Origin of the sequence: Streptomyces sp. NPDC002133, from assembly GCF_040296405.1 — a bacterium.
Lineage (GTDB): Bacteria > Actinomycetota > Actinomycetes > Streptomycetales > Streptomycetaceae > Streptomyces.
On sequence record NZ_JBEOXF010000007.1, the window covers coordinates 210,862 to 224,227 of the forward strand.

At 70.3% G+C, this 13,366-nt stretch carries 15 protein-coding genes; 10 read left to right on the forward strand and 5 right to left on the reverse strand.

Features of this window, described 5'->3' with window-relative positions:
- Nucleotide 1 precedes the first annotated feature (1 nt).
- On the forward strand, nucleotides 2-949 hold the full coding sequence (gene nudC, locus ABT078_RS11590; protein ID WP_351226377.1) for an NAD(+) diphosphatase: 948 nt from the start codon (nucleotides 2-4) through the stop codon (nucleotides 947-949).
- A 13-nt stretch (nucleotides 950-962) separates the two neighbouring features.
- Here nudC and ABT078_RS11595 read toward each other — a convergent pair whose 3' ends face one another.
- Nucleotides 963-1,205 (reverse strand): mycoredoxin, encoded by a 243-nt coding sequence (locus tag ABT078_RS11595; RefSeq protein WP_351226379.1) that lies wholly within the window; start codon nucleotides 1,203-1,205, stop codon nucleotides 963-965.
- 239 nt (nucleotides 1,206-1,444) lie between these two features.
- Between ABT078_RS11595 and ABT078_RS11600 the strand changes: the two genes are divergently transcribed.
- The 5 genes from ABT078_RS11600 to ABT078_RS11620 all read left to right on the forward strand — a co-directional run bounded on the left by ABT078_RS11600 (nucleotide 1,445) and on the right by ABT078_RS11620 (nucleotide 5,304).
- On the forward strand, nucleotides 1,445-3,625 hold the full coding sequence (locus tag ABT078_RS11600) for an ATP-dependent DNA helicase UvrD2 (protein ID WP_351226381.1): 2,181 nt from the start codon (nucleotides 1,445-1,447) through the stop codon (nucleotides 3,623-3,625).
- Between the two features lie 165 nt (nucleotides 3,626-3,790).
- On the forward strand, nucleotides 3,791-4,123 hold the full coding sequence (locus ABT078_RS11605) for a hypothetical protein (RefSeq protein ID WP_351226383.1): 333 nt from the start codon (nucleotides 3,791-3,793) through the stop codon (nucleotides 4,121-4,123).
- A 170-nt stretch (nucleotides 4,124-4,293) separates the two neighbouring features.
- Nucleotides 4,294-4,662 (forward strand): WhiB family transcriptional regulator, encoded by a 369-nt coding sequence (locus ABT078_RS11610; protein ID WP_351226385.1) that lies wholly within the window; start codon nucleotides 4,294-4,296, stop codon nucleotides 4,660-4,662.
- Nucleotides 4,659-4,982: a putative WhiB-interacting protein gene (locus tag ABT078_RS11615; protein ID WP_351226387.1), complete on the forward strand. Its 324-nt coding sequence runs from the start codon at nucleotides 4,659-4,661 to the stop codon at nucleotides 4,980-4,982. The genes ABT078_RS11610 and ABT078_RS11615 overlap by 4 nt, the downstream gene beginning before the upstream one ends.
- Before the next feature lie 124 nt (nucleotides 4,983-5,106).
- Nucleotides 5,107-5,304: a hypothetical protein gene (locus ABT078_RS11620; RefSeq protein WP_351226389.1), complete on the forward strand. Its 198-nt coding sequence runs from the start codon at nucleotides 5,107-5,109 to the stop codon at nucleotides 5,302-5,304.
- A gap of 42 nt (nucleotides 5,305-5,346) precedes the next feature.
- Here the strand turns inward: ABT078_RS11620 and ABT078_RS11625 are convergent, their stop codons facing one another.
- Together ABT078_RS11625 and ABT078_RS11630 are read right to left on the reverse strand one after the other, a co-directional pair.
- Entirely contained in the window at nucleotides 5,347-6,783 is a 1,437-nt protein-coding gene (locus ABT078_RS11625; RefSeq protein WP_351226391.1) for an ABC1 kinase family protein, read from the reverse strand.
- Nucleotides 6,784-6,825: 42 nt separating this feature from the next.
- Nucleotides 6,826-7,980, reverse strand: a complete 1,155-nt coding sequence (locus tag ABT078_RS11630) for a ThiF family adenylyltransferase (RefSeq protein ID WP_351226393.1) — start codon at nucleotides 7,978-7,980, stop codon at nucleotides 6,826-6,828.
- Between the two features lie 234 nt (nucleotides 7,981-8,214).
- Here ABT078_RS11630 and ABT078_RS11635 point away from each other — a divergent pair, with 234 nt between their 5' ends.
- The 4 genes from ABT078_RS11635 (at nucleotide 8,215) to ABT078_RS11650 (ending at nucleotide 12,011) form a co-directional block, all read left to right on the forward strand.
- Nucleotides 8,215-8,811, forward strand: coding sequence for a M48 metallopeptidase family protein (locus ABT078_RS11635; RefSeq protein ID WP_351226395.1), 597 nt, complete (start codon nucleotides 8,215-8,217; stop codon nucleotides 8,809-8,811).
- Nucleotides 8,812-8,922: 111 nt separating this feature from the next.
- Nucleotides 8,923-10,542 carry a TerD family protein gene (locus ABT078_RS11640; RefSeq protein ID WP_351226397.1) on the forward strand — a complete coding sequence of 540 codons (1,620 nt, stop codon included), beginning with the start codon at nucleotides 8,923-8,925 and terminating at the stop codon, nucleotides 10,540-10,542.
- 13 nt (nucleotides 10,543-10,555) lie between these two features.
- Nucleotides 10,556-11,236 carry an AIM24 family protein gene (locus tag ABT078_RS11645; protein WP_351226399.1) on the forward strand — a complete coding sequence of 227 codons (681 nt, stop codon included), beginning with the start codon at nucleotides 10,556-10,558 and terminating at the stop codon, nucleotides 11,234-11,236.
- A gap of 19 nt (nucleotides 11,237-11,255) precedes the next feature.
- Entirely contained in the window at nucleotides 11,256-12,011 is a 756-nt protein-coding gene (locus tag ABT078_RS11650) for an AIM24 family protein (protein ID WP_351226401.1), read from the forward strand.
- Nucleotides 12,012-12,087: 76 nt separating this feature from the next.
- Here the strand turns inward: ABT078_RS11650 and ABT078_RS11655 are convergent, their stop codons facing one another.
- Both ABT078_RS11655 and ABT078_RS11660 read right to left on the reverse strand, forming a co-directional pair.
- Nucleotides 12,088-12,609 (reverse strand): NUDIX hydrolase, encoded by a 522-nt coding sequence (locus ABT078_RS11655; RefSeq protein ID WP_351226403.1) that lies wholly within the window; start codon nucleotides 12,607-12,609, stop codon nucleotides 12,088-12,090.
- Nucleotides 12,606-13,366, reverse strand: a 761-nt coding sequence (locus ABT078_RS11660) for a zinc-dependent metalloprotease (RefSeq protein WP_351226405.1), incomplete at its 5' end; no start/stop codon positions are given. The genes ABT078_RS11660 and ABT078_RS11655, both read right to left, overlap by 4 nt.

Consider the following 13,366-nt stretch of genomic DNA (forward strand, 5'->3'; position numbering starts at 1 on the left):
TGTGAGCACCTTCGATCACGTCGCCGACGGTCGTCCGATCGGCCTCACCGCGCCGAGCGGCATCGACCGCGCGGCGCATCACCGACTCGACGAGGCATGGCTGGCCGCGGCTTGGAGCCACCCGACGACCCGGGTGTTCGTGGTCTCCGGCGGGCAGGTGCTCATCGATGACACCCCCGACGGCGGCACCGAACTCGTCATGACCCCGGCCTTCGAGGCCCCCGTCACCGAGACCCACCGCTACTTCCTGGGCACGGACCAGGACGGCGTCAGCTACTTCGCGCTGCAGAAGGACACCCTGCCCGGGCGCATCGACCAGTCCGCGCGCCCCGCCGGGCTGCGCGAGGCCGGACTCCTGCTGTCCCCGCGCGACGCCGGGCTGATGGTGCACGCGGTCGCCCTGGAGAACTGGCAGCGGATGCACCGCTTCTGTTCCCGCTGCGGCGAGCGCACGGTCATCGCCGCCGCCGGACACATCCGCCGCTGCCCGGCCTGCGGCGCCGAGCACTACCCGCGCACCGACCCCGCGGTCATCATGCTGGTCACGGACGAGGAGGACCGCGCGCTGCTCGGCCGGCAGGTGCACTGGCCGGAGGGCCGCTTCTCGACGCTCGCGGGCTTCGTCGAGCCCGGTGAGTCCATCGAGCAGTCGGTGGCCCGCGAGGTGTTCGAGGAGGCCGGTGTCACCGTCGGAGACGTCGAGTACGTAGCCAGCCAGCCCTGGCCCTTCCCGTACAGCCTGATGCTGGGCTTCATGGCCCGCGCCACCTCGTCGGAGATCAACGTCGACGGTGAGGAGCTCCACGAAGCGCGCTGGTTCTCACGGGAAGACCTGCGGGCCGCATTCGAGTCCGGGGAGGTGCTGCCCCCCTACGGGATCTCGATCGCGGCCCGCCTCATCGAGCTCTGGTACGGCAAGCCCCTGCCGAAGCCGGGTGCTGCCGCCTGACGCCCGGCTGCGCTCAGGCGCCGATCTTCTGCCTGACCTGAGCCAACGAAGGGTTGGTCAGGGTCGAACCGTCGGCGAAGAGAACGGTGGGGACCGTCTGGTTTCCACCGTTGGCCTTCTCGACGAAGGCCGCGGACTGCGGGTCCTCCTCGATGTTGACCTCGACGTACGAGATGCCTTCCCGGTCGAGCTGGCTCTTCAGCCGGCGGCAGTAGCCGCACCAGGTCGTGCTGTACATCGTCAGAGAACCCTGCATCTTCGTCCCGCTCCTTTGGCTCGTGGGATGTCCGGTTACTCGAACGTACGCGACCCGGCCACCATTCCCGGCCCCGCATGGGACTGCGCACATGATGCCCCGCGGGTGCGGCCCCGTACACGAGCCGCGTGCACGAGCCGTGCATGAGCCCCGCACGAGAACCTGTATTAGTACGACCGATGCGGCTCCCCTGTGGACAACCGTCCCGTTGATCTCGCCCGACCTGGCAGCATGGCGGGGTGACAGCAGCAACGCACTCCACACTCTTCCCTCAGGTCCCCGAGTCGGCGGACGCGGTGCTCGACGGGCTCGACCCCGAGCAGCGCGAGGTCGCGACCGCCCTGACCGGTCCGGTGTGCGTCCTGGCGGGCGCCGGTACGGGCAAGACGCGCGCAATCACGCATCGCATCGCGTACGGGGTGCGGGCGGGGATACTCCAGCCCGCGAGTGTGCTGGCCGTCACGTTCACCAACCGCGCCGCGGGGGAGATGCGCGGCCGGCTGCGCCAGCTCGGCGCGGGCGGAGTGCAGGCCCGCACGTTCCACTCGGCGGCCCTGCGCCAGCTCCAGTACTTCTGGCCGAAAGCCGTAGGCGGTGAGTTGCCGCGGCTGCTGGAGCGGAAGATCCAGCTGGTCGCAGAGGCCGCCGCGCGCTGCCGGATCCGACTCGACCGTAATGAGCTCAGGGACGTGACCAGCGAGATCGAGTGGGCCAAGGTCACCCAGACCGTGCCCGCCGACTATCCCGCCGCGGTCGCCAAGTCACTCAGGGACGCTCCGCGCGACCCGGCGGAGATCGGCCAGATCTATGCGCTGTACGAGCAGCTGAAGCGCGACCGCTCGGTGATCGACTTCGAGGACGTGCTGCTGCTCACGGTCGGCATCCTCCAGGACCGTCATGACATCGCCGACCAGATCCGCCGTCAGTACCAGCACTTCGTGGTGGACGAGTACCAGGACGTGTCGCCGCTCCAGCAGCGGCTGCTCGATCTGTGGCTCGGCGACCGGGACAGCCTGTGCGTCGTCGGCGACGCGAGCCAGACGATCTACTCCTTCACCGGAGCCACCCCCGACCACCTGCTGAACTTCCGCACCCGCCACCCGAATGCCACGGTGGTGAAGCTCGTCCGCGACTACCGCTCCACCCCGCAGGTGGTGCACCTTGCCAACGGTCTGCTGAGCCAGGCCCGCGGACGCGCAGCCGAGCACCGGCTCGAGCTGATCTCGCAGCGCGACCCGGGTCCCGAGCCGGCCTACACGGAGTACGCGGACGAGCCTGCCGAGGCGGAGGGCACCGCCCGCCGCATCCGCGATCTGATCGCCGCCGGAGTCCCGGCCGGGGAGATTGCGGTGCTGTACCGGGTCAACGCGCAGTCGGAGGTCTACGAGCAGGCCCTTGCCGACGCGGGTGTGCCGTACCAACTGCGTGGCGCCGAGCGATTCTTCGAGCGTGCCGAGGTCCGGGAGGCCGGGGTCGCCCTGCGCGGCGCCGCCAGGGCCGGGGGGAACGACTCGCTGCTGGACGACGCGGAGGGCTTGGCGTCCCAGGTCCGCGCGGTGCTCTCGACCAAGGGCTGGACGACCGAGCCCCCGGCCGGTTCCGGTGCCGTCCGGGACCGCTGGGAGTCCCTTGCCGCGCTGGTCCGCCTCGCCGAGGACTTCGCCCGCGTGAAGCCGGAGGCGACGCTGGCCGATCTGGTCGCCGAGCTCGACGAGCGGGCGGCAGCCCAGCACGCCCCGGCGGTTCAGGGCGTCACGCTCGCCTCGCTCCACTCCGCGAAGGGCCTGGAGTGGGACGCCGTGTTCCTGGTCGGCCTCACGGAGGGCATGATGCCGATCACCTACGCCAAGACCGACGAGCAGGTGGAGGAGGAGCGCCGGCTGCTCTACGTCGGGGTCACCCGGGCCAGGCTCCATCTGTCGCTGTCCTGGGCGCTGTCCCGCTCGCCGGGCGGCCGGGCCTCCCGCCGTCCCACCCGCTTCCTGGCAGGACTCCGGCCGGGCTCCGCAGCGCCCGGGGCCGGCCGTGCGGGCGGCGACGGTGGCATCGAGCGCGGCGGCGGCTCCGCCGGACGGCGCAAGCGGCGTGGGCCCGTTCTGTGCCGGGTGTGCGGCAAGACGCTCACCGACGCCGGTGAGATGAAGCTGATGCGCTGCGAGGACTGCCCGTCCGACATGGACGAGGCGCTGTACGAGCGGCTCCGCGAGTGGCGCTCCGAGCAGGCCAGGGAGTTGGGCCAGCCCGCATACTGCGTCTTCACCGACAAGACCCTGATGGCGATCGCGGAGGCCGTCCCCGGCAGCGAGGGCGAGCTCGCCGGCATCTCCGGCGTCGGCGGGCGGAAGCTGGAGCGCTTCGGGACCGACGTCCTGGCCATCTGTGCAGGCCAGGAGGTTGAGAGGGGAGACGAGAGCGACTGATGCAAACTCGTCGAAAAAATAGTTTGCGCCCGCCCCAGTCATCCCCATAGGTTCTTAACCACGAGAACAGCGGCTTCTCTGAAGCGCTGCGCTCGTGCTGTACTTATCCGAATACGTGTGATCGGCCCCGGCCGGTCCCAGAGACGCCGAGAGGAGGCGATTCCAGTGATCAGCATCAACACCAGCTTCATCCGCACCACCGCCAAAATGACCGATCGCTCGGTCGTCTCCGCCTGCTCGCTCGGTCTCTCCGGTTCGGCGTTCATTGGCACCGGTCTGTCCGGCTTCTCGGCCGTCCTTCCGGTCTCCGTCCCTGCGGGTCTGCCCGTCCGGGAGCGCAATGAGCGACCGACCAAGGCACTGGAAGCAGGAGTAGCAGCGGCAGAGGCGAAGGCCTATGCCTTTGCGGCGGCCAGTGCCGGCACCAAGAAGCAGACGACGCAGCACCACACCATGTGGGCCTTCCGTGGGCTCGAACCCTGGAGTGATCCAGCCTGATCCACCATCAGGCCGGCGCCTTCAGGGCCGCGGAACCCCACCAGGGATCCGCGGCCCTTCTGTTTTCCCCGATGAGGAAACAGAGCGAAGGGGCCTCGGGACCAGCAAGACCCGGTACCAGCCGAAGCCCGGTCAACAGACCGGACCGACCAGACGAGGAAAACACCACCGTGCAACTCGAAGCGCACGCCCCGTCCGTACCGCCTTCCGAAACGATCCCCCCGCCCGGCCTCACGGAGGACTCCACCTTGACCCCGCTCACCGCGCTGACCGCGCTCGACGACGCCATCGAGAACCTCGGCGTACCCGTCCCCTGCCGCTCCTACGACCCGGAGGTCTTCTTCGCCGAGTCGCCGGCGGATGTCGAGTACGCCAAGTCCCTCTGCCGGACCTGCCCGCTGATGGAGGCCTGCCTCGCAGGCGCCAAGGAGCGGCGTGAGCCGTGGGGTGTCTGGGGCGGAGAGCTCTTCGTCCAGGGTGTCGTCGTCGCCCGGAAGCGGCCGCGTGGCCGCCCGCGCAAGAACCCGGTCGCGGCATGATCGCCGCCGGCACCATCGACCGTCCCCTCACGCACGATCCCCAGAAGCAGGCCCCGATGACCTCTTCCACGAGCGAGCCGTCCGGCTCCGCCACCCCAGCTGTCACCACCATCGGCGCGAACGCCTCGCGTCAGAACAGGACCCGTGAGATGCAACTCATCCCAGAAGCCCTGGCTCGTGCGCATATGCACGAGCGCCTGCGGGAAGCCGACGTGGAACGCCAGGCCGCGCGCCTGGTCGCCGCCCGTCGGATGCAGCGGCGCGCCGAGCGCGTGTCGATGCGTGCCCGCCGTGCGCTGGCCATGGCCGTCATGCAGTAGCCGACAGCCACAGCACGGCCGCACACACCGTGCACAGCTCCTGTCGCGGGGGCCGGTCCGAACGGACCGGCCCCCGCGGTGCGTTGTTTCCGCCGGCCGCCTCGTACGGGGTTATCGTCACGAGGTGGACCAGCACACTCATCACCCTGTCCAGCCGGGTGCCGAGAACGCCGTGTGTTCCCGGTGCGGCAAGGTCGCCGAGGGCACTCCACCGACCTGGATCTGCTCCGTGGAGAACGGCCGGCGCCACTACTTCTGCGACGACTGCGCCCGCGCCAACATCAGGGCCATCGAGGGACGGCTCGACTCCACCTGGTGGTGACGGGCCCGAGTGGCGAACCCGTGGTGACGGGGCATCGGTGGCTCAGGCCTGAGCGAGCACCTCGTCGTCGTCCGCCTCCGGGTCCATGGCCATCTTCGTTTCCGTCTCCGCTTCCGGCACGAAGCCCGGCAGCCATGCCGCCAACTCGTCGCGGAGGCGCACCGTCGCGTTCAGCTGGCAGAGCACCCCGATGGTGCTCAGCGTCACACGATGGATCAGCAGATAGGCGGGCGGCAGATTGAGCTGCTTGCCCAACTGGTGAGCGGGGGAGCGGGGGTCGGCGATCCGCGCCGCCTGGTTCCGCATCCAGCTGCGGGTGAAGGTGAACGTGTCCGCCTCGGCCGGCTCGATGATCGGCAGCAGATACTCGAGCACTTCGTCCGGGTCGAGGTCGATCGACTCCTTGACGAACCCCTCCTCGCACAGCAGCCCGTAGACCGCCTCGGCCTCGCCCTCCAGGGTCATCCGCAGCGAATCACCGATCGTGGCCGGCAGCCCGCCCGGAAGCCGGTCGACCGTTCCGAAGTCCAGCACGCCCAGCCGCCACCCGCCGTCGCCGCGCTCGTCGGCCCCGTCCACCTCAGCGTCGCCGTCGCCGTCGTCCGCGGGGAGCAGCCGGAAGTTCCCTGGGTGCGGATCCGCGTGCAGCAGCCCCGTGCGCGCCGGGCCGGAGAAGAGGAAGCGGGCCAGCAACTGCCCGGCGCGGTCCCGCTGCTCCTGCGTTCCGTCGCCGATCACCTCCGCGAGCGGTATCCCGTCGATCCACTCGGTCACCAGCACCTGGTCGCCCTGATGGACCACATCCGGCACCACCACGTCCGGATCGCCCGCGAACTCCGCCGCGTGCTCCCGCTGGGCCTGCGCCTCCAGTCCGTAGTCCAGTTCCTCCGAGACCCGGTCCCGGAGCTCCGTGATCAGCGGCTTGATGTCCATCCCCGGGATCAGCGGGCCCAGCAGGCGCGCGAACCGGCTCAGCTGGGTCAGGTCCGAGAGCAGCGCCTCACCGGCCCCCGGATACTGCACCTTCACCGCGACCTCGCGCCCGTCGTGCCAGACCGCCCGGTGCACCTGGCCGATCGACGCGGCCGCCGCCGGCTTGTCCTCGAACTCCAGGAAGAGCTCCCGCCAGTCCTCGCCCAGGCGCTCCGCCAGCACCTCGCGGACCGTGCTCGTCGGCATCGGGGGAGCGGCGTCCTGGAGCTTGGTCAGCGCGGCCCGGTAGGGCCCGGCGACCTCCTCGGGCAGCGCCGACTCGAAGACGGACATGGCCTGCCCGAACTTCATCGCACCGCCCTTCAGCTCACCGAGAACTTTGAAGAGCTGCTCCGCCGTGCGCTGCTGCAGCTCGCGGGCGACGATCTCCGCGGACTTGCCGCCGATCCGCTTGCCCAGGCCCCAGGTGGCCCGGCCGGCGAAACCCAAGGGCAGTGCGGCCAACTTGGCGGTGCGGGTGACCGCTTTCCGGGGAAGATCAGACATTGCGCCCCTCCAAAACCCAGACTGCCGTGCCGCGTGCGGCGGTTACCCGGCCATTGTGTCCTGCGGTGTCCCGACCCCCGAGGCGCGCTCCCCCTCAGTCTGCCCGGCCGCACCGCAGGTACAGTCCCTGTGCCCTGTGATCTGCTCCGACTGCCAGTCCAGCAGCGGCAGTGACGCCTCCCACCGCGTCCCCGTGCTGGCCGGCAGATCGCCGTCCAGGAACGCCGTCGCGTGTGCCGCCGCCAGCCCGGCGACCGCGGTGGCCAGACCCAGATCGCAGGGCTCTGCCGGCTCGCCGCGGCTGCCCGAGCGCCACTGCGCCAGCAGGCGCGGCCACGCCGGATCCCGCTCCGCCCTGGCCAGCTCCATGCACCCCGCACACGCGGTGCCGCCCGGCAGGACGAGTGGCCCCACCACGCCGGTCGCCTCCACAACTCCCGCGTACAGATGGGGAGTCCCGGTCGCGATCCACTCCTCGGCGGCCGCCGCATCCGGTGCGTACGCCGCGAGGCCGTCACGCGGAGCGACGACGACCAGGGAGAGCGGCGGCTCGTCGAGCGGCGGACCACCGGACGGACGCCGCACCGTCCGGGGCGCCTTGACCGGAGCTGCCCCGCGCACCAGCTGTCCCGCCGCCACGTGCCTGCGCTCGCCGATCGCCTCTGCGGGAAGCACACCGGGCGCCACGTCCCACGGCTGCACACGCCCACCGTCCAGAACCTCGACCTGTCCCACACCCGAGGCGGACAGCAGCGCCGCGAGCGCCGCCCCGACCCGGCCCGCACCCCGCACCTGGACCCGCATGGCACCCCGGGCGGCCAATCTGGCCATCCCGCCACCCGGTTCCGGATGGACGACGGAGAGCGAGGCGAGGTCCGATCTCAGCCGGTCGACCGTGGCCCCCGCCCGCCGCCGCAACGCATCGGCCCCTGGTCCGCCGCCCGTCGCGTCGTCGACCAGACCCGCCTCCGTCAACCGGCCCAGCAGCGCGTCCACCTGGCCGGCGGGCAGCCCTATCGCCCTGGCCTCCTCGCGCAGCCGCGGCAGCCCGCGCGTCCCGTCGAAGAGCGAGAGCAGGCTCCCGGTGGCCGTGTCCACCGGACCGACCACCACCGCATGTGCCGGCGTGGCACCGAACTGCACGCACTGAAGATTCCGCCAGGCACGCCGAAGCGCCGGCTTGACCATCGGATGCATATCCGCACCGCCCCCGTACCGGTCCTTTCCGGACCCTGTTCCGTCACCGTTCCACCCGTCGGTCTTTCGGGCGGATCATTCCGGCCTCAGAATGCACGGACCCGGCAGCAGGTGCGGAAAGTTGTCCACAGGCATGGGGTATTAGTCGTTCAAATGGTGCACGAGTCAAGTGGATCAAGCGTGAAGCGACCCGGGGGCGGGACTTACCGCACTGGCAGCGGGTAACGTCGGGGCGTGTCCGCCGACCGACCGCACAGCGCCGAAAGCCAGCAGCGCAGCGCGACCCGACATCCGCCCCGCTCCTCCGCGACCAGCGCGGTCGAGGTCCGCAGAAGCGCCCGGCGCCGGAGAACGGTATCCGCGTACCGGGAGGGCGACCGGACCATCGTCCTCATCCCGGCCCGGATGTCCGAGGCGGAGGAGCAGCGCTGGGTGTCGGTGATGCTCGACAAGCTCGCCGCCCAGGAGAGCAAGCGGACCTTGGGGGACGCCGAACTCGCCGAGCGCGCCGAACGGTTGTCGGAGCAGTATTTCGGGGGGCGCGCCCGTCCCACGTCGGTGCGGTGGGTGACCAACCAGAACACCCGCTGGGGGTCGTGCACTCCGGCGGAGGGCAGCATCCGCCTCTCGCACCGGTTGCAGGGCATGCCCGAGTACGTCGTCGACTACGTGCTCGTCCACGAACTCGCCCACCTGCTCGTACCTGGTCACGGGCCACGTTTCTGGCGTCTCCTCGAGGCGTATCCGCGGACGGAACGTGCCCGGGGCTACCTCGAAGGTGTGGTCGCGGCGGAGCGTCTCCCGCATCTGCCGGCCGCGCGCGGAGAGTGAGTTTCACCGATCCTGTATCGAAGCTGTCCCGACTTGGCTCATTGTCGTTCCCAGCAGTTAGCCTGACGCGACGTGTTCGTATTTCGTCGGGATGGGGGACGGTCGTTACGTATGGCCAGGGAATTCCAACGAGGCCACAAGGCCAAGATCAGTGATCTTACTCCGGGGACCGATCTGTACGTAGGCGTACAGATCGCCGCGCCCGGACTGACCTTCGACATCAGCTGCTTCGGTCTCGACGCCAACGAGCAGCTCTCGGACGACCGGTATTTCATCTTCTTCAACCAGCCGAAGTCGCCCGAGGAGTCCATCCAACTGCTCGGCCCTCAGGCCGGTGACGCCGAGTCGTTCCGGGTCACGCTGGACCGCATCCCGGCGAGCATCCACAAGCTCTCGTTCACGGCGACGATCGACGGGGCCGGGCAGATGTCCCAGGTCGGCCCCGGGTACATCAGGATCGTGGCGGGCGGTGAGGAGGTCGTGAGGTACGCCTTCACGGGCTCGGAGTTCTCCACAGAACGTGCCGTGATGCTGGGCGACTTCTACCTGAAGGACGTGTGGCGGTTCGCCGCCGTCGGCCAGGGCTTCGACGGCGGTCTCGATGCGCTGCTGAAGAACTTCGGCGGCGAGGTCGCGGAGGAGCAGCCCGCGGCGCAGCAGCCGCAACAGGCCGCCCCCGGGTTCGCCCCGCCGGCTTCGACCCCGGCTCCCTCGTTCGGTGCGCCCGCCGTGCCCCCGGCTCCTCAAGCCCCGCAGCCCGCCCCGGCGTTCGGCGCACCGGCTGCCCAGGTCCCGGCACCTGCGGCTGCCCCGACCCCCGCGCCGGTGAACCCGCAGATGCACGCCGCGCCGACGATCGCGGCACCCATGACCCCGCCCGCCGGCACGGTTCCGCCGCAGGCCCCGCCGTCCCCGTACGGACAGCCCCCGCAGCAGCCGCAGTTCGGGCAGGTCCCGGGCCAGGTCCCCGGGCAGGTCCCGGGCGCCCCCGCTCCGTACGGCCAGCAGCCCGCCGCGTTCGGTCAGCCCGGAGTGCCCCAGGGCGTCCCGCAGGGAGTGCCCCAGACCGGGGCCGGACTCCAGGCGGCCCTCCAGCCGTACAAGGAGCAGCCGACCGGCCAGCGCTGGACCCCGCAGAACCAGCAGATCATGCGGGTCGACCTCGCCATGGGCGGCACGCCCGTGCTCGCCCGCCAGGGCAGCATGGTCATGTACCAGGGCAAGGTCGACTTCGGCTACAAGAGCGCCGGTTTCGCCGGCCGCGTCGTCGGCAACGCCACGGGCCAGGAGATGCAGCTCATGCGCTGTACGGGCCGCGGCCAGGTCTTCCTCGCCGAGGACGGCGCGCATCTGCACCCCATCGAGCTCCAGGGCGACGGAATCTGCGTCTCCGCGGAGAACGTCCTCGCGTTCGACGAGTCGCTCCAGCACGAGGTCCGTCGCATCGAAGGACACGGCATCCCCGGCGGAGCCCTGTTCACGATGCAGTTCCAGGGCACCGGAACGGTCGTCGTGAAGACGCACGGCATCCCGGTCGTGCTCCCCGTCACGCCCACCACGTTCGCCGACTCCAACGCCATCGTGGCCTGGTCGTCCGCGTCCCAGGTGATCCTCTCCAGCCAGGTGCGGCTCCGCCGCAACGCCTACCCCGGCCACAGCGGAGAGACCGTGAACCTGCAGTTCCGGGGCGCTCCCGGCAACTTCATCGTCGTCCAGCCGTACGAGGTCTGAGGGAGCCCGGACAATGAACCAGCAGCTCGCGGGCTACGCCCCGACCCCCGTCACGGCCCGCATGGAGAACCACGGCCGCACGATGCTCAAGGTCGCCATGGCCACCGGTCAGGACCTGTACGCACGCACCGGCTCGATGGTCGCCTACGAGGGCTTCGTCCAGTACGAGCCCAATCCCCCCGCGGTCCGGCAGATCGCCTCCCAGTGGGTGAGCGGCGAGGGGGCCCCCATCATGAAGTGCTCCGGCGACGGACTGCTCTACCTCGCCGACTACGGCGCGGACGTCGTCGTCATCAACCTCAACAACGACTCCATCTCCGTCAACGGCACCAACGTGCTCGCCTTCGACGCCCACCTCCAGTGGGGCGTCGAGCGCGTCAAGGGCCTCGCCAAGTTCGCCGGGCAGGGTCTGTGGAACGTCGAGATCGCGGGCACCGGCTGGGTCGCGCTGACCTCCCGCGGCACCCCGATCGTCGTCGACTGCGGCCGCGGCGAGGACGAGACGTACGTCGACCCGGATGCCCTCGTCGCCTGGTCGCCGAACCTGAAGGTGAAGGGCAAGCGCAGCTTCAAGGCATCGTCCCTCATCGGGCGGGGCAGCGGAGAGGCGTACCAGATGGCCTTCTCCGGCCAGGGCATCGTCGTCGTACAGCCGAGCGAGGACAGCACCGACCGCCTGCGGATCCGGGGCTGAGGGGGAGCGAGAACACACCATGCAGAGCCCGCTTTTCAGCTACACGGAACAGCAGTCCCAGGAGCGGTACGCCGTCCAGAACCCGCAGCTCCTGCGGGTCGCGCTCACCGGGCACGACGACGTACTGGCCCGCAAGGGCGCCATGGTCGCCTACCAGGGACTGATCGACTTCGACGGTGAGTACCAGACGAGCAACCAGCGGCGCGCCCGCGCGCGCACCGGCGAGGGTCTCGACCTGATGCGCTGCTCCGGCCAGGGCACGGTCTACCTGGCCAACCTCGCGCAGTACATCCACGTGGTGGATGTCGATCAGGAGGGCATGACCGTCGACAGCGCGTATGTGCTGGCACTCGACTCCGGACTGCACACCGAGGTGATCGCGGTGGACAGCCAGTACGGCATCTCCGGCTCCGGCAAGTACCAGCTCAACATCTCGGGGCGGGGCAAGGTCGCCCTGATGACCTCGGGCCAGCCGCTGATGATGCAGGTCACCCCGGACAAGTACGTCAACGTGGACGCCGACGCGATCGTCGCCTGGTCGTCCTCGCTGCGCGTGCAGATGCAGTCCCAGACTCACTCCACGGGCGTCTGGCGCCGCCGGGGCAACACGGGGGAGGGCTGGGAGCTGAGCTTCCTCGGGCAGGGCTTCGCCCTCGTCCAGCCCAGCGAGGTCCTCCCGCCGCAGAACGCCCAGATCGGCCAGGGCGCGCGCGCCCAGTTCGGCATGGGCCAGCACGGCTCCCACGGCCAGAACCAGAACAACGCCTGGAACTAGCCGCACATACGGGTATGGGGCGGTCGCCATCGGCGACCACCCCATACCCGTCGGCTCGCAGCCCACTCTCCGGCGGCTACAGCCGCGCGCGCGTCCGCTCCAACAGCCGCACCACCGACTGGTCGGCCACGTCCGCCACGTCGTCGTAGGCGAACCAGCGGAGGTCCAGCGACTCGTCGCTGATCTCCTCCACGGAGCCCGACGGCGCCAGCGCGGCGTACTGCACATCGAGATGCCAGTGGCAGGGCGCCGGAATCGCATGCCGGTCCAGCCTCACCGGACCGCCCGTCAGCAGCGTCAGGCCGCGCACCCCGGACTCCTCCGTCGCCTCACGCAGCGCAGCCGCGGTCAGCGTCGCGTCCCCCGGCTCGCAGTGGCCGCCCATCTGCAGCCACCTGCCCAGCTTCTTGTGCAGCGTCAGCAGTACCCGGCCGCGCTCCGGATCGATCACCAGCGCGCTGGCCGTCAGATGCCCGGCCTCGCACGCCTTCCACATGCCGTCGGGATGGGCGGCAAGATGATCCAGATACGTCTGCCGCAGCTCTTCCTGGTCCTCGTACTCCTTCAGTACGCGGACGGCGTCGTCGTACAGACTCACTTGTCGGTCTCGTCCTCGTCGCTCCGGCCGGGCTTGTCGTCACCCTTGGTGCCCCGGCCTTCGGTGCCCTGCCCCTTGGCGGCCTCGCCGAGCATCTTGTCCAGCTCCGAGAAGTCCAGGTGCTCGCGGTGCACGAAGCCGTCCGGGTCGTCCAGGTCGGACGCGGTCGGCAGCATATCCGGGTGCCCCCAGAGGCCGTCGCGGCCGTCGAGCCCGCGGGCGTCCGTCAGCGACGCCCACAGCCGCGAGGCGTCCCGCAGCCGACGCGGACGCAGCTCGAGACCGATCAGCGTGGCGAACGTCTGCTCGGCGGGGCCTCCGGACGCCCGGCGTCGGCGCAGCGTCTCGCGCAGGGCGTCGGCGGAGGTCAGCCGGTTCTTCGCGGCATCGTGGACAACGGCGTCGACCCAGCCCTCGACCAGCGCGAGCGCCGTCTCCAGCCTGGCGAGTGCCGCCTTCTGCTCCGCGGTGTCCTCCGGCTGGAACATGCCCTGCTGAAGCGCTTCCTGCAGCTGCTCCGGGTGCGTCGGGTCGAACTGGCCGACGACGTCCTCGAGCTTGGTCGTGTCGACCTTGATCCCGCGCGCGTATCCGTCGACCGCACCGAACAAGTGCGAGCGCAGCCACGGCACGTGGGCGAACAGCCGCTGATGGGCGGCCTCGCGCAGGGCGAGATACAGCCGCACCTCGTCCTTGGTCACGCCGAGGTCCTTGCCGAACGCCTCCACGTTCAGCGGGAGCAGTGCGGCCTTGCCGG